The following is a 15,971-nucleotide window of genomic DNA, read 5'->3' on the forward strand; positions in this document are numbered from 1 at the left end:
GCTGTCTTTCAGCTGTCTTCTTCTTCGAGCCAGCCCATGGTCCTGTCGACCGCCTTGAGCCAGCTCTTGTACTCACGCTCGCGGGTGTCCGCGTCCATCTGGGGCGTCCACTCGGCGGCCCTGCGCCAGTTGGCCTTGAGGGCGTCGGTGTCCGGCCAGAAGCCGACCGCGAGCCCGGCGGCGTAGGCGGCGCCGAGCGCGGTGGTCTCGGCGACCATCGGGCGCACGACGGGTGCGTCGAGGACGTCGGCGAGCGTCTGCATCAGCAGGTTGTTGGCGGTCATGCCGCCGTCGACCTTGAGGGTCGTCAGCTCGACGCCCGAGTCCTTCGTCATGGCGTCGCTGATCTCGCGGGTCTGCCAGGCGGTCGCCTCCAGCACCGCGCGGGCGATGTGGGCCTTGGTGACGTAGCCGGTCAGTCCTGCGATGACACCGCGGGCGTCCGCGCGCCAGTGCGGGGCGAAGAGCCCGGAGAAGGCGGGCACGAAGTACACCCCGCCGTTGTCCTCGACGGAGGAGGCCAGGGTCTCGATCTCAGGCGCGGACTTGATCAGGCCCATCTGGTCGCGCATCCACTGCACCAGCGAACCGGTGACGGCGATCGCGCCCTCCAGGGCGTACACGGCCGGCTGGTCGCCGATGCGGTAGCCGACGGTCGTCAGCAGGCCGGAGTAGGAGTTGATCGGCTTGTGGGCGGTGTTCATCAGCATGAACGTGCCGGTGCCGTACGTGGACTTGGCCTCGCCCTCCTCGAAGCAGGTCTGGCCGAACAGCGCCGCCTGCTGGTCGCCGAGCGCCGAGGCGACCGGGATGCCGTCGAGGGCGCCGCCCTTGGCCTTCCCGTACACCTCCGCGGAGGAGCGGATCTCGGGCAGCATCTCGATGGGGACGCCGATGGACGTACAGAGCTTCGGGTCCCACTGGAGGGTGGTGAGGCTCATCAGCATCGTCCGGGAGGCGTTGGTGACGTCCGTGACGTGCACGCCGCCGTTCACTCCGCCGGTCAGGTTCCAGATGACCCAGGAGTCCATGGTGCCGAAGAGGATGTCGCCGCGCTCGGCGCGCTCGCGCAGGCCGTCGACGTTGTCGAGCAGCCAGCGGGCCTTCGGCCCCGCGAAGTAGGTCGCGAGCGGCAGGCCGGTCTCGCGGCGGAAGCGGTCCTGGCCTACGTTGCGCCCGAGTTCGCGGATGAGCGCGCCGGTACGGGTGTCCTGCCAGACGATCGCGTTGTGGACGGGCTCACCGGTGTTCTTGTCCCAGAGCATGGTGGTCTCGCGCTGGTTGGTGATGCCGATCGCCAGGACGTCCTTCTTGGTGATGCCCGCCTTCTGGATGGCGTTCGCCACGACTTCCTGGACGTTGGCCCAGATCTCGGTGGCGTTGTGCTCCACCCAGCCGGGCTTGGGGAAGATCTGTTCGTGCTCCTTCTGGTCGACGGCGACGATGCGTCCGTCGACGTCGAAGACGATGCAGCGGCTGGACGTGGTGCCCTGGTCGATGGCCGCGATGAACGGGCCGGTGCCGTGGGAGGAAGTCCCGGTGGTTGCGTCACTCACGGTATCGCTCCTGCTCTGTGCGAAGGGACAATGAGGCTGTGGCTCAGGCTCAGGCGAGGACCCAGTTGTAGAAACCGCCGGCCGCGGCGCCGCCGATCAGCGGTGCCACCACCGGTATCCACGCGTAGCTCCAGTCGGAGCCGCCCTTGTTGGGCAGCGGCAGGAGCGCGTGGACGATACGGGGGCCCAGGTCACGGGCCGGGTTGATCGCGTACCCCGTGGGGCCGCCGAGCGACAGCCCGATCCCCACCACGACCAGCGCCGTGACCAGCACGCCGATGGTGCCGAGGCCGTTGCCCGCGTTGTTGAGCCCCTGGGTGAGGATCGCGATGACCAGGACGAACGTGGCGATGATCTCGGTCAGCACGTTCTGGAGGACATTCCTGACCTCGGGCCCGGTGGAGAAGACGCCGAGGACGGGACCGGCCTGGGGGGCCGTCCTCTGGTCGACCAGTCCCTCCGTCGCGGGCTGGGCCGCGAGGATCTCCGGGTCGGTGAGGTGGGCCGTGAACTGACCCATGTAGGTGACCCAGACCAGGAACGCGCCGATGATCGCCCCCAGCAGCTGGGAGCCGAGGTAGAGCGGTACGTCGCTCCACTTCGTACCGCCCTCGATCGCCAGACCGAGGGTGACCGCCGGATTGAGCTGAGCGCCGGAGACACCCGCGGACAGGTAGGCGCCGGTCAGTACGGCGAAGCCCCAGCCGAAGCTGATGGCGAGCCAGCCCGCGTCCCGGGCCTTCGAGCGCTTGAGCACCACGGCGGCGACAACGCCTCCGCCGAGCAGGATCAGGATGGCGGTACCTGTGGTCTCGCCTATGAAGATGTCAAAGTCGGACACCCGAGACTCCTTTGTCCAGGGGGAGGCGGGCCTCCGGCACACGCCAGGGGCCCGCGCTCTCACACGAGAACGTTGCCGGCCTCTGGCGCTGTCCCACACTAACTCGCATTACCGGTAAGTGTTCGACAATGCCGACCGCTGAACGGCAGTTTTCTCCTGTGTCCAACATGCAGTCAAGGGTCCGGGAACCGAAACCTCGTACTACTCATGATCCGCCATACCGCTCAAAAGCGCCCGGCGCCGATGTCCCTGGAGACCGAACGGGCGCACTCGCGCACCGCCGCCACCAGCTCGGGACGTACCTCTCCGTCCTTGCAGATACGTTCGACCGCACCGGTGATGGCTATGGCTCCGACCGGCATCTTCCTGCGGTCGTGGATGGGCGCGGCCACCGCCGCGACGCCCTCCCAGGTCTCCTCGACGTCCACCGCCCACCCGCGCGCGCGGGTCAGATCGAGGATCTCCTCGAACTCCGCCGCACCGGTGACGGTCCGGGGCGTGAGCGCCGTACGCTCCCCCTCCATGACCTCGTGGTGGGCCACCGGGTCGTACGCCGACAGCACCTTGCCCAGCGCCGTCGAGTGCAGCGGCTGCATGGCCCCCACCTCCAGGACCTGCCTGCTGTCGTCCGGCCGGAAGACGTGGTGGACGATCAGCACACCCTGCTGGTGGACCACCCCCAGATGGACGCTCTCCCCGCTGGACCGCGCCAGGTCGTCCGTCCAGACCAGCGCCCGGGACCGCAGCTCGTGCACGTCCAGATAGCTGTTCCCCAGACGGAGCAGCTCCGCCCCCAGCTGGTAGCGGCCCGAGGCCGGCTCCTGCTCGACGAAGCCCTCCGCCTGGAGGGTGCGCAGGATGCCGTGCGCCGTGCCCTTCGCCAGCCCGAGGGAGGCGGCGATGTCCGAGAGCCCGAGCCGCCGCTCGCCGCCCGCCAGCAGGCGCAGCATGGCCGCCGCCCGTTCCAGCGACTGGATGTTCTTCGCCATCGGCCGGACCTCCCGTACGTGCGCTTTCTCTACACACAGTTCGACAATGCGGAACACTATCGGCCGATGCCGACCTTTTGTCAGCGCGGACACGACACGCCGACACAGGCCCGCCGCCCGTCCGGCGGCCGGAACGGCGCCCCGTTCCCGCACCCGCCCGGCTACGCTGGGCCGGTGCGCCGTCTCCAGACGCCGCAAAGCCGACAGCCGTCGCAACCCGGGAGTATCCTCATGGCCTCGTCGCCAGCACCCTCCACCGACAGCAAGAGCCGGATCGACGCCCTCCGTGAGGCACTCGCCACGCGCGTGGTGGTCGCCGACGGCGCGATGGGCACGATGCTCCAGGCGCAGGACCCCACCATGGAGGACTTCGAGCAGCTGGAAGGCTGCAACGAGATCCTCAACGTGACCCGCCCGGACATCGTCCGGCACGTCCACGAAGAGTATTTCGCCGTCGGGGTCGACTGCGTCGAGACCAACACCTTCGGCACGAACTACGCCGCCCTCGCCGAGTACGACATCGCCGACCGGGTCTTCGAGCTGGCCGAGGCGGGCGCCAGGATCGCCCGCGAGGTCGCCGACGAGTTCACCACGAGCACCGGCCAGCAGCGCTGGGTTCTCGGCTCCATGGGCCCCGGCACCAAACTGCCGACCCTCGGCCACGCCCCGTACCTCACCCTGCGCGACGCCTACCAGCAGAACGCCGAAGGCATGATCGCCGGCGGGGCGGACGCCCTCCTGGTGGAGACCACCCAGGACCTGCTCCAGACCAAGGCCGCCGTCCTCGGCGCCCGCCGCGCCCTGACGGCCACCGGCGCGAACCTCCCGATCATCTGCTCGGTGACGGTCGAGACGACCGGCACGATGCTCCTCGGCTCCGAGATCGGCGCGGCCCTCACCGCCCTGGAACCCCTCGGCATCGACATGATCGGCCTCAACTGCGCCACCGGGCCCGCCGAGATGAGCGAGCACCTGCGCTACCTCGCCCGGCACTCCCGCATCCCGCTGTCCTGCATGCCCAACGCCGGCCTCCCCGTCCTCGGCAAGGACGGCGCGCACTACCCGCTCTCCGCCGCCGAGCTGGCCGACGCGCAGGAGACCTTCGTCCGCGAGTACGGCCTCTCCCTCGTCGGCGGCTGCTGCGGTACGACCCCCGAGCACCTGCGCCAGGTCGTGGAGCGCGTCCGCGACGCGGTGCCCACGGTCCGCGACCCGCGCCCCGAGCCGGGCGCCGCGTCCCTCTACCAGACCGTGCCGTTCCGCCAGGACGCCGCGTTCCTCGCCATCGGCGAGCGGACGAACGCCAACGGGTCGAAGAAGTTCCGCGAGGCCATGCTCGAAGGCCGCTGGGACGACTGCGTCGAGATGGCCCGCGACCAGATCCGCGAAGGCGCCCACCTGCTGGACCTCTGCGTCGACTACGTCGGCCGCGACGGCGCCGCCGACATGGCCGAACTCGCCGGCCGCTTCGCCACCGCCTCCACCCTCCCGATCGTCCTCGACTCCACCGAACTTCCCGTCCTGCGCGCGGGTTTGGAGAAGCTCGGCGGACGCGCCGTCATCAACTCCGTGAACTACGAGGACGGCGACGGCCCCGAGTCCCGCTTCCACCAGGTCACCGAACTGGCCGTCGAGCACGGCGCCGCCCTCATCGCGCTCACCATCGACGAGGACGGCCAGGCCCGTACCCCCGAGCACAAGGTCGCCATCGCCGAACGGCTCATCGAGGACCTCACCGGAAACTGGGGCGTCCACGAGTCCGACATCCTCATCGACACCCTGACCTTCACCATCTGCACCGGCCAGGAGGAGTCCCGCAAGGACGGCATCGCCACCATCGACGCCATCCGCGAACTCAAGCGCCGCCACCCCGACGTCCAGACCACCCTCGGCCTGTCCAACATCTCCTTCGGCCTCAACCCGGCCGCCCGCGTCGTCCTCAACTCCGTCTTCCTCGACGAGTGCGTCAAGGCAGGACTGGACTCGGCGATCGTGCACGCCTCGAAGATCCTGCCGATCGCCCGCCTGGAGGAGGAGCAGGTCAAGGTCGCCCTCGACCTCATCTACGACCGGCGCGAAGAGGGCTACGACCCGCTGCAGAAGCTCATGGCGCTCTTCGAGGGCGTCAACATGAAGTCGATGAAGGACGGCCGCGCCGAGGAGCTGCTGGCCCTCCCGCTGAACGAGCGCCTGGAGCGCCGCATCATCGACGGCGAGAAGAACGGCCTGGAGGCCGACCTCGCCGCGGCGCTGGAGGAGCGGCCCGCCCTGGACATCGTCAACGACACCCTGCTCAACGGCATGAAGGTCGTCGGCGAACTCTTCGGCTCCGGCCAGATGCAGCTCCCCTTCGTCCTCCAGTCCGCCGAGGTCATGAAGACCGCGGTCGCGTACCTCGAACCGCACATGGAGAAGAGTGACGCCGACGGCAAGGGCACCATCGTGCTCGCCACCGTCCGCGGCGACGTCCACGACATCGGCAAGAACCTCGTCGACATCATCCTCTCCAACAACGGCTACAACGTGGTCAACCTCGGCATCAAGCAGCCCGTCTCCGCGATCCTGGAAGCCGCCGAGGAACACCGCGCGGACGTCATCGGCATGTCGGGGCTGCTGGTGAAGTCGACCGTGATCATGAAGGAGAACCTCCAGGAGCTCAACCAGCGCCAGATGGCCGCCGACTACCCGGTCATCCTCGGCGGAGCCGCCCTCACCCGCGCCTACGTGGAACAGGACCTCCACGAGATCTACGAGGGCGAAGTCCGCTACGCCCGCGACGCGTTCGAGGGCCTGCGCCTGATGGACGCCCTCATCGCCGTCAAGCGGGGCGTCCCCGGCGCCACCCTCCCCGAGCTGAAGCAGCGCCGCGTCAAGGCCACCACCAACACCGTCGTGGAGGAACGCCCCGAGGAGGGCGCCGCCCGCTCCGACGTCTCCACCGACAACCCGCTGCCCACCCCGCCGTTCTGGGGCACCCGCGTCGTCAAGGGCATCCAGCTCAAGGAGTACGCCTCCTGGCTGGACGAGGGCGCGCTCTTCAAGGGCCAGTGGGGCCTCAAGGAAGCGCGCAAGGGCGGCCCCACGTACGAGGAACTCGTCGAGACCGAGGGCCGGCCCCACCTGCGCGGCTGGCTCGACCAGCTGCACACCGGCGGCATGCTCGAAGCGGCCGTCGTCTACGGCTACTTCCCCTGCGTCTCCAAGGGCGACGACCTCATCCTCCTCGGCGAGGACGGCTCGGAGCGCACCCGCTTCACCTTCCCCCGCCAGCGCCGCGGCCGCCGCCTCTGCCTGGCCGACTTCTTCCGCCCCGAGGAGTCCGGCGAGACGGACGTCGTCGGCCTCCAGGTCGTCACCGTCGGCAGCAGGATCGGCGAGACCACCGCCGAACTCTTCGAGAAGAACGCCTACCGCGACTACCTCGAACTGCACGGGCTCTCCGTCCAGCTCGCCGAGGCCCTCGCCGAGTACTGGCACGCCCGGGTCCGCTCCGAACTGGGCTTCGCCGGCGAGGACCCGGCCGAGGTGGAGGACATGTTCGCGCTCAAGTACCGGGGTGCCCGCTTCTCCCTCGGGTACGGGGCCTGCCCCGACCTGGAGGACCGGGCGAAGATCGCCGAGCTGCTCCGGCCCGAGCGCATCGGCGTCCAGCTCTCCGAGGAGTTCCAGCTCCACCCCGAGCAGTCCACGGACGCGATCATCATCCACCACCCCGAGGCGAAGTACTTCAACGCCCGCTGACCGGGCGCGAGCCCGCTGCGGCCCGCCCCGGCCCGTGCCCCGCCGTATCCGGCGCGCGCGGAGATCGGCGGGGCCGTACACTGGTCGGTCCAGCGCAGGCCGGTCGCCTGTCCCGGGGGGTTTCCCCGTGGAACAGGCGACCGGCCTTCCCGTCCCTCACGGAGGTGTGCCGGATGACCAGTACGGTCCCCGCATCGTTGACCCGTACGGCCGAAGGCTCCGCCCTTCAGGCCGTCCTTCTCGACATGGACGGCACTCTGGTCGACACCGAAGGGTTCTGGTGGGACGCCGAGGTGGAGGTCTTCAAGGACCTCGGCCACGCCCTCGACGAGTCCTGGCGCCACGTGGTCGTCGGCGGCCCCATGACCCGCAGCGCGGCCTTCCTCATCGAAGCCACCGGCGCCGCCCTCACCCTGGCCGAGCTGACCGTACTGCTCAACGACAAGTTCGAGGAACGGATCGGCCTCGGCGTGCCGATGATGCCCGGCGCGGCGAGACTCCTGGCCGAACTGGCCGCCCACGACGTCCCCACCGCCCTGGTCTCCGCCTCCCACCGGCGCATCATCGACCGGGTCCTGCTCTCCCTCGGACCGCGGTACTTCGCCCTCACCGTCGCCGGCGACGAGGTGCCCCGTACCAAACCGCACCCCGACCCCTACCTGATCGCCGCCCGCGGCCTGGGAGCCGACCCGGCGCGCTGCGCGGTCATCGAGGACACGGCCACCGGCGTGGCCTCCGCGGAGGCGGCCGGCTGCAAGGTCGTCGCGGTGCCCTCCGTCGCCCCGATCGCGCCCTCCGAGGGCCGCTCGGTCGTCACCTCCCTCGAAGAGATCGACCTCGACTTCCTGCGCGGTCTGATGACACGCCGCGACTGAGCCACACTCCGCGTGGCTATTGGATACAATCGGAAACTCATCGCATCGGACCGTGTATTTTCCGTGACCCGGATGGCGCCGCTGTGACGGCGGCTCACGGTTCAAGCAGTGAGCTTTATCACGCTCCCGCGGGCCGCCGGGGGCTGGCGCACCGGCGACATGCCTGATGGGCGGCGGCTTCGATGGGCCCTTGTGTCCCGATTGGTCAAGGCGTGTACGAAACCTGCCGGACCCGGTACATCAACTCGCCGCTATGGCCGGTCACTTTGTGATGACGGGCCACTTCGGCCCCCGTCCGGCCCTCCCGGCGCCGCGGACTAATCTCGTCGCGAGTACTTCGCCGCACCAGCAGCATGTCCCGGCGGCCGCCAAGTCGCCGCGACGACAGGACCGATCGCCCTGTATCCCGGCCCGATCGCACTGCCCCGAACGGGTGGCGGCGGCGGAGGCTCCCATTTGCACCGCTGTATCCCAGTGCCGGATGAGGAGTACGTCCAGGATGAACCGCAAGACTTTGGTGCTGTCGGCCGTGGTCGGCCTGCTCGCGCCCGTGCTCGCCGGTTGTGGCGGCTCGGACGGCGGCTCAGGCGGCGGTGATGCCATTGTCCTGGGCACCACGGACCCGTTCGTGGCGACCAAGGAAGCCCCGGCTCCCCTCGACCCGGCGTACACCTACGACACCAACAGCTGGAACCTTCTCAAGCAGACGCTCCAGACGCTGCTGTACATCCCGCGCGGCGGCGGTGAGCCCGTGCCGGACGCCGCCAGTCAGTGCGGCTTCACCGACACCGGCAGCGAGAGCTACCGCTGCACCCTGCGCTCGGGCCTCACGTTCTCCAACGGCGACCCGATCACCGCCGAGGACGTCAAGTACTCCCTGGAGCGCGTCAGCAACATCAACGACCCCAACGCGGCCGTCGGCCTGCTGGCCAACATCGACAAGATCGAGACCAGCGGCGACAACGGGATCGTCTTCCACCTCAAGACGGCGGACGCCACGTTCCCGTACAAGCTCTCGACGCCCATCGCCGGCATCATCGACCCCAAGGTCTACGCGCCGAAGAAGCTCCTCGAAGGCTTCAAGCTCGAGGGCTCCGGTCCGTACACCTTCAAGGCGGAGGTGAAGGACGGCAAGATGCTCAAGGCCGTCTACACCAAGAACCCGAAGTACAAGGGCGCGCTGAAGCTCCAGAACAGCAAGGTCGAGGTCCGGTACTTCCCGACCGCCGAAGAGATGGCCGCCGCGCTGAAGAAGGGTGACATCGACGTGATGACCCGTTCGATGACGCCCAAGATGATCCAGGAGATGCAGGCGAAGCCGGACGACACCATCAACCTGACCGAGATACCCGGTCAGGAGATCCGCTACCTCGCCTTCAACACCAACGCGCCGGTCGTCAAGGAGAAGGCCGTACGCCAGGCCATCGCGTCCGTCGTCAACCGCGGCGACCTCATCAAGAAGGTCTACGGCCCGATGGCCGACCCGCTCTACTCCGTCATCCCGTCCGGCATCACCGGCCACACCAACTCGTTCTTCAACGAGTACGGCGACGGGAACAAGGCGGAGGCGGCGAAGTTCCTCTCCGAGGCGGGCATCGCGACCCCGGTGAAGTTCACGCTGAACTACACCACCGACCACTACGGTGCCGTGACGAAGAGCGAATTCGAGACACTCCGGGATCAGCTGAACTCCAGCGGGCTGTTCTCCGTGGATCTCAAGGGCGAACCGTGGGCGACCTTCGTTCCCAAGAAGAACGAAGGCAAGTTCCCGGTCTTCGGGCTCGGCTGGTTCCCCGACTTCCCGGACCCCGACAACTACATCGCACCGTTCCTGGACAAGGACAACATCCTCAGCAGCCCCTACGTCAACAAGAAGGCGATCGACACGCTGATCCCCGAGTCGCGCCGTGAGGCCGACCGCAGCGCCGCGTCGAACACCTTCGCCGAGCTCCAGAACATCGTCTCCTCCGACGTACCGATGCTGCCGCTGTGGCAGGGCAAGCAGTACATCGCCGCGCGGGACGACATCTTCGGGGTGGAGTGGACGCTCGACTCGGGCGCCAACCTGCACCTCTGGGAACTGGGGCGTGGCACCTCCGGATCCTGATCCCACCGGCCGCGCGGACGGACCACCCGCGCGGCCGGCAGAAAGCACGAGGCAAGACCTGTGAAGGCACGCACCAGCAAATGGACCAGCGCTCCGCTCGGAGCGGGGCTCGCGATCGCCCTGCTGGGCGGCTGCGGAACCGAGAGCGACGGGGGAGCGGCCGACACCGGCAGCGCGATCGTCGTCGGCATGTCGGACGACGTCCTGGCCACCGATCCGGCCTCGGGCTACGACCCCGGATCGTGGCTCCTGTTCAACAACGTCTTCCAGTCCCTGCTGAGCTTCCCCAAGGGCGGCTCCGTCCCCCAGCCGGAAGCCGCGCGGGCCTGCGCGTTCGAGAACGGAAGCAGGACCTACCGCTGCACCCTGCGGGACGGCCTCACCTTCAGCAACGGCGACTCCCTCACCTCCGAGGACGTCAAGTTCTCCTTCGAGCGGGCCATCAGGATCGACGACCCCGCCGGGCCCGCGCCGCTGCTCTCCACGATCGGCTCGATCGCCACCCCGGACGCGCGGACCGTGATCTTCCACCTCACGGTCCCCGACGCCACGTTCCCCAGCAAGATCGCGTCGGGCGCCGGCTCGATCGTGGACCACCGCGCCTACCCCGCGGACAGCCTCCGCAAGGACGGCAAGGCCGTCGGCTCAGGGCCGTACACCCTCACGTCGCTCGACACCTCCAGGGCCGTCTTCGGGGTCAACTCCCGCTACGACGGCACCGCCCAGGTCAAGAACCCGGGCATCACCCTGAGCCTGTTCCACGGGAACCAGAAGAAGCTGGCGACCGCGCTGGAGAAGGGTGACATCGATGTCGCGTACCGCGGCCTGACCGCCCCCGACATCGCGGAACTCCAGGACTCCACCGCCGCCTCCGACCAGGGCATCGACGTCGTCGAAGGCACCAGCGCCGAGGTCCAGCACCTCGTCTTCAACATGGACGACCCCGTCACGGGACGCCTCGGCGTACGCCAGGCCATCGCCTACCTGGTCGACCGCGACGCCCTCGTCAGCAAGGTCTACCGGTCCACGGCGACCCCCCTCTACTCGATCGTCCCGGCCGGCATCACCGCCCACAACACGGCCTTCTTCGACCTGTACGGAGACAGCCCGCAGCCCGCCGAGGCCGCGCGGGCCCTCCGGTCCGAAGGCATCACCGGCAAGGTGAAACTCACCCTGTGGTCCACCCCGAGCCGCTACGGACCCGCCACCGACCAGGAGTTCCGGGCCATCGCCGCACAGCTCGACGCGAGCGGCCTCTTCGACGCGCGTGTGCGCTCCGTACCCTTCGACCAGTACGAGAAGGGCATCGCGGCCGGCAAGTACGGCGTCTACGTCAAGGGCTGGGTCCCGGACTACCCCGATCCGGACAACTTCACCCAGCCGTTCTTCGGCAAGGACAACGTCCTCCAGAACCACTACGAGAACCCCGACATCACCGGCCGGATCATCCCCGACACCGCCGCCCAGGCCAACCGGGGCGCCACCGAGCGGGACTTCGGCGAACTCCAGGACGACGTGGCCCGCGACCTGCCGATCCTGCCCCTGTGGCAGGGCAAGCAGTACGCGGTCGCCTACGACAACATCTCCGGGCTGGAATGGACGCTCGACGCCTCGACCGTCTTCCGCTTCTGGGAGATCAGCAAGGACTGACCGCGGCCCGGCGCCGGCCGTCACCGGGCGCCGGGCGGCCGTCGCCGGCCCCCGAGGAGCCCGGGGGACTCACTGCGCGCCGGGGCGCACCAGCCCGCTCTCGTACGCGTACACCGCCGCCTGCACCCGGTCGCGCAGCCCCAGCTTCGTCAGCACATGACCCACATGTGTCTTGACCGTCGTCTCGCTCACGAACAGGTCGGCGGCGATCTCCGCGTTCGACAACCCCCGCGCGACCAGTTTCAACACCTCGACCTCACGGTCCGTCAGCGTGTGCAGGGTGTCCGGCACCGTGTCCTCGCCCGACGGCAGATGGTCCGCGTACTTGTCCAGGAGCCGGCGCGTGATGCTCGGCGCGAGCATCGCCTCGCCCGCCGCCACCACCCGGATCGCCTGCACCAGCTCGTTCGCCGGCGCGTCCTTGAGCAGGAAACCGCTCGCCCCCGCCCGCAGCGCCTCCACCACGTACTCATCGAGGTCGAACGTCGTCAGGACCAGCACCTTCGCCGGACCGTCCCGGCCCGGACCGGTGATCTGGCGGGTCGCCTCCACCCCGTCCATCCGGGGCATCCGGATGTCCATCAGCACCACGTCGGGCTGGAGCGCGCGCACCTGGTCGATGGCCTGAAGACCGTCCCCGGCCTCACCGACGACCGCGATGTCGCCCTCCGCCTCCAGGATCATCCGGAAGCCGGTGCGCAACAGCGGCTGGTCATCGACCAGTAGGACGCGGACAGTCACGGGATCTCCTTCGATAGACCCGCCCCATTCTGCCCTGACAGCCCCACCCGGCAGCCGCCGGTCGCCCTTTCCCGGCTCTCCCCGTCAGACGACCGACGGAGTCCCGTCGCCCGCCTGCGGGACCGGCACAGCCGCCGACGGCAACGGCAGCGGATACACCGGAGGCGTACCGCCGAATTCCGGACACACCGCCTGGTGGTCGCACCACCCGCACAGCTTCGTCGGCCGCGGCCGCCAGTCACCCGTCTCCGTCGCCAGCTCGATCGCCTCCCACAGCGCCAGCAGCTTGCGCTCCACCCGCTCCAGATCCGCCTCCACCGGGTCGTACGTCACCACCTCGCCGCTCCCCAGATAGACCAGCTGGAGACGGCGCGGCACCACCCGCTTCCACCGCCACACCACCAGCGCGTAGAACTTCATCTGGAACAGCGCCCCCTCCGCGTACTCGGGCCGGGGGGCCTTGCCCGTCTTGTAGTCGACGATCCGCACCTCACCCGTCGGCGCCACGTCCACCCGGTCGATCACCCCGCGCAGCCGCAGCCCCGACGCCAGCTCCGTCTCCACGAACAGCTCACGCTCCGCCGGCTCCAGCCGCGTCGGGTCCTCCAGCGAGAACCACCGCTCCACCAGCTGTTCGGCCTCTCCCAGCCAGCGCGTCAGCCGCTCGCCCTCCGGGTCCCCCGCGAACAACTCGGCCAGCTCGGGCCGCGACTCCAGCAGCCGGTCCCACTGGCCGGGCACCAGCGACCTCGCCCGCGGAGCCGTACGCTCCGCCGCCGGCGCGTCGAAGAGCCGCTCCAGCACGGCATGCACCAGCGTCCCGCGGGTCGCCGCCTCACTGGGCTTCTCGGGCAGTTTGTCGATGACCCGGAAGCGGTACAGCAAAGGACACTGCATGAAGTCGCTCGCACGGGAAGGCGACAGCGAAGTGGGCGGTCGGCTGGTACTCATGACGCAGACCCTACGGCCCGACACTGACAGCGAGCGGAATACCATCGACCACAGAGGGCACGCACTGCATGATCGAGCATGATCGTGCGCGTGACCCGCGCCGCCGACGAAGGGAACCCGTGAAAGAGGACGACGAGAGCGGCGAGAGCAGGCGGCCGCAGCCCCGGAAGGGGGACCAGGCCCCCGGCGGCAAACCGGCACGGCCCGCGGACCCCGGCGGCGGCATTCTCATGGGCCGCCCCTTCGGCGTACCCGTCTACGTCGCCCCCAGCTGGTTCCTGGTCGCCGCCCTGATCACCTGGATCTTCGGCGGCCAGCTCGGCCGCGTCCTGCCCGAGCTGGGCGCCGTACGCTACGCGATCGCCCTCTTCTTCGCGGTCGCCTTCTACGGCTCCGTCCTCGTCCACGAACTGGCCCACACCGTCGCCGCCCTGCGCTTCAAACTCCCCGTACGCCGCATCCAGCTCCAGTTCTTCGGCGGCGTCTCCGAGATCGAGAAGGAATCCGAGACCCCCGGACGCGAATTCATCCTCGCCTTCGTCGGCCCCCTCCTCTCCCTCGTCCTCTCCGGCCTCTTCTACCTCGGCCTCCTCGCCGTCGACCCCGGCACCGTCCCCGGCGTCCTCCTCGCCGGACTGATGATCTCCAACCTGATCGTCGCCGCCTTCAACCTCCTCCCCGGCCTCCCGCTCGACGGCGGCCGGATGCTCCGCGCCGTCGTCTGGAAGATCACCGGCAAACCCATGAGCGGCACCGTCGCCGCCGCCTGGGTCGGCCGCGCCCTCGCCGTCGCCGTCCTCATCGGCCTCCCGCTCCTCACCCAGACCGGCGCCCTCGGCAACACGAACCGCGACATCGGAGGCCTGGAGACCGTCACCGACGCCCTCCTCGCCGCCGTCCTCGCCGCGATCATCTGGACCGGCGCCGGCAACAGCCTGCGCATGGCCCGCCTCCGCGAACACCTCCCCGAACTCCAGGCCCGCGTCCTCACCCGCCGCGCCGTCCCCGTCGAAGCCGCCACCCCCCTCTCCGAGGCCCTGCGCCGGGCCAACGAAGCGGGAGCCCGCGCCCTCGTCGTCGTGGACGGCCACGGCGACCCCACCGGAGTCGTCCGCGAGACCGCCATCGTCGGCGTCCCCCAGCACCGTCGCCCCTGGGTCGCCGTCAGCGGTCTCGCCCAGGACCTCAACGACGGCATGAAGGTCCCCGCCGACCTCGCCGGCGAAGCACTCCTGGACCGCCTCAGGGCCAGCCCCGCCACCGAGTACCTCGTCGTCGAGGAGACGGGCGAGATCTACGGCGTCCTCTCGACCGCCGACGTGGAACGCGCGTTCGTCGCGGCCATGGCCCGCCCCGAACCGCGCTAGAGAGCCCGGCTGGGCCGCACGGCGGACAGAGGCACCGGATAAACCAGCTAGGCTGAACAACATGTCCGAACCGACCGGTGCCGCCCGCCGACGCGGGCCCTTCAAGGTCGGGGACCAGGTCCAGCTCACCGATCCCAAGGGACGCCACTACACCTTCACGCTCGAAGCCGGGAAGAACTTCCACACCCACAAAGGGTCCTTCCCGCACGACGAGCTGATCGGTGCTCCCGAGGGCAGCGTGGTCCGAACCACGGGAAACGTCGCCTACCTCGCGCTGCGCCCCCTGCTCCCCGACTATGTCCTGTCCATGCCCCGCGGCGCCGCCGTGGTCTACCCGAAGGACGCCGGCCAGATCCTGGCCTTCGCCGACATCTTCCCCGGCGCGCGCGTCGTCGAGGCCGGTGTGGGCTCCGGCTCACTCAGCGCGTTCCTGCTGCGGGTCATCGGCGACCAGGGCATGCTCCACTCCTACGAGCGCCGCGAGGACTTCGCCGAGATCGCCCAGCAGAACGTGGAACGCTACTTCGGCGAACCCCACCCCGCCTGGCAGCTGACCGTCGGAGACCTCCAGGACAACCTGTCGGACACGGACGTCGACCGGGTCATCCTCGACATGCTCGCCCCCTGGGAGTGCATCGAGACCGTCTCCAAGGCCCTCGTCCCCGGCGGCATCCTCTGCGCCTACGTCGCCACCACCACCCAGCTCGCCCGCACGGTCGAGACCATCAGGGAATTCGGCACGTTCAACGAACCGGCCGCCTGGGAATCCATGGTCCGCAACTGGCACGTCGAGGGCCTCGCCGTCCGCCCCGACCACCGGATGATCGGCCACACCGGCTTCCTCATCACCGCCCGCCGGCTCGCCGACGGCGTCGAACCGCCCCTGCGCCGCCGCCGCCCCGCCAAGGGCGCGTACGGCGACGACTACGACGGCCCCGGCAGCGCCAGCGGCGGCGCCCCGCGCTGACCGGCGCCGGGGCCCGTACCAGCGTCTCCAACACGACCACACCGCCGTCCAGTTCCCCCGGCATGTACGGGAACTGGGCGGCGGTTTCTTTATGTTGACGATACGGACCCCGCTGTTCCACGCCCCTGTGACGTGTGGCACGATGCTGTCTCCCCACCGGTACCGCCCCCACAGGAGACCCTCCGC

General features: G+C 69.4%; 11 protein-coding genes. 6 read left to right on the plus strand and 5 right to left on the minus strand.

Annotated features, from left to right (window positions below; all coding sequences use genetic code 11):
• Positions 1 to 8 precede the first annotated feature (8 nt).
• The 3 genes from glpK to OG349_RS28975 form a co-directional block, all read right to left on the minus strand.
• Positions 9 to 1,556 (minus strand): glycerol kinase GlpK, encoded by a 1,548-nt coding sequence (gene glpK, locus OG349_RS28965; protein ID WP_327237383.1) that lies wholly within the window; start codon positions 1,554 to 1,556, stop codon positions 9 to 11.
• Positions 1,557 to 1,605: 49 nt separating this feature from the next.
• Positions 1,606 to 2,397: an MIP/aquaporin family protein gene (locus OG349_RS28970; protein WP_327237384.1), complete on the minus strand. Its 792-nt coding sequence runs from the start codon at positions 2,395 to 2,397 to the stop codon at positions 1,606 to 1,608.
• A gap of 224 nt (positions 2,398 to 2,621) precedes the next feature.
• On the minus strand, positions 2,622 to 3,386 hold the full coding sequence (locus tag OG349_RS28975) for an IclR family transcriptional regulator (RefSeq protein ID WP_327237385.1): 765 nt from the start codon (positions 3,384 to 3,386) through the stop codon (positions 2,622 to 2,624).
• A gap of 231 nt (positions 3,387 to 3,617) precedes the next feature.
• Here OG349_RS28975 and metH point away from each other — a divergent pair, with 231 nt between their 5' ends.
• The 4 genes from metH to OG349_RS28995 all read left to right on the plus strand — a co-directional run bounded on the left by metH (position 3,618) and on the right by OG349_RS28995 (position 11,759).
• On the plus strand, positions 3,618 to 7,127 hold the full coding sequence (gene metH / locus OG349_RS28980) for a methionine synthase (RefSeq protein ID WP_327237386.1): 3,510 nt from the start codon (positions 3,618 to 3,620) through the stop codon (positions 7,125 to 7,127).
• Between the two features lie 173 nt (positions 7,128 to 7,300).
• Entirely contained in the window at positions 7,301 to 8,002 is a 702-nt protein-coding gene (locus OG349_RS28985) for an HAD family hydrolase (RefSeq protein ID WP_327237387.1), read from the plus strand.
• A 499-nt stretch (positions 8,003 to 8,501) separates the two neighbouring features.
• Positions 8,502 to 10,109, plus strand: coding sequence for an ABC transporter substrate-binding protein (locus OG349_RS28990; protein WP_327237388.1), 1,608 nt, complete (start codon positions 8,502 to 8,504; stop codon positions 10,107 to 10,109).
• Between the two features lie 60 nt (positions 10,110 to 10,169).
• Complete coding sequence (locus OG349_RS28995; RefSeq protein ID WP_327237389.1) at positions 10,170 to 11,759, plus strand: ABC transporter substrate-binding protein; 1,590 nt, start codon at positions 10,170 to 10,172, stop codon at positions 11,757 to 11,759.
• Between the two features lie 69 nt (positions 11,760 to 11,828).
• Here the strand turns inward: OG349_RS28995 and OG349_RS29000 are convergent, their stop codons facing one another.
• Positions 11,829 to 12,500 (minus strand): response regulator transcription factor, encoded by a 672-nt coding sequence (locus OG349_RS29000; protein ID WP_327237390.1) that lies wholly within the window; start codon positions 12,498 to 12,500, stop codon positions 11,829 to 11,831.
• A gap of 84 nt (positions 12,501 to 12,584) precedes the next feature.
• Positions 12,585 to 13,496 (minus strand): RecB family exonuclease, encoded by a 912-nt coding sequence (locus tag OG349_RS29005; protein WP_442806330.1) that lies wholly within the window; start codon positions 13,494 to 13,496, stop codon positions 12,585 to 12,587.
• 74 nt (positions 13,497 to 13,570) lie between these two features.
• Between OG349_RS29005 and OG349_RS29010 the strand changes: the two genes are divergently transcribed.
• Positions 13,571 to 14,818 carry a site-2 protease family protein gene (locus tag OG349_RS29010; protein ID WP_327237392.1) on the plus strand — a complete coding sequence of 416 codons (1,248 nt, stop codon included), beginning with the start codon at positions 13,571 to 13,573 and terminating at the stop codon, positions 14,816 to 14,818.
• A 61-nt stretch (positions 14,819 to 14,879) separates the two neighbouring features.
• The gene (locus tag OG349_RS29015) at positions 14,880 to 15,785 is read left to right on the plus strand and encodes a tRNA (adenine-N1)-methyltransferase (protein ID WP_327237393.1); all 906 of its coding nucleotides are present in this window, start codon (positions 14,880 to 14,882) and stop codon (positions 15,783 to 15,785) included.
• Positions 15,786 to 15,971 lie beyond the last annotated feature (186 nt).

This window comes from Streptomyces sp. NBC_01317 (assembly GCF_035961655.1).
In the GTDB taxonomy this organism is placed as follows: domain Bacteria; phylum Actinomycetota; class Actinomycetes; order Streptomycetales; family Streptomycetaceae; genus Streptomyces.

Excerpts from the sequence above, each read along its gene's own strand:
- OG349_RS28975 (WP_327237385.1), bottom strand. The coding sequence starts at position 3,386 with ATGGCGAAGAACATCCAGTCGCTGGAACGGGCGGCGGCCATGCTGCGC.
- metH (WP_327237386.1), top strand. The coding sequence starts at position 3,618 with ATGGCCTCGTCGCCAGCACCCTCCACCGACAGCAAGAGCCGGATCGAC.
- OG349_RS28985 (WP_327237387.1), top strand. The coding sequence starts at position 7,301 with ATGACCAGTACGGTCCCCGCATCGTTGACCCGTACGGCCGAAGGCTCC.
- OG349_RS28990 (WP_327237388.1), top strand. The coding sequence starts at position 8,502 with ATGAACCGCAAGACTTTGGTGCTGTCGGCCGTGGTCGGCCTGCTCGCG.
- OG349_RS29005 (WP_442806330.1), bottom strand. The coding sequence starts at position 13,496 with ATGGTATTCCGCTCGCTGTCAGTGTCGGGCCGTAGGGTCTGCGTCATG.
- OG349_RS29015 (WP_327237393.1), top strand. The coding sequence starts at position 14,880 with ATGTCCGAACCGACCGGTGCCGCCCGCCGACGCGGGCCCTTCAAGGTC.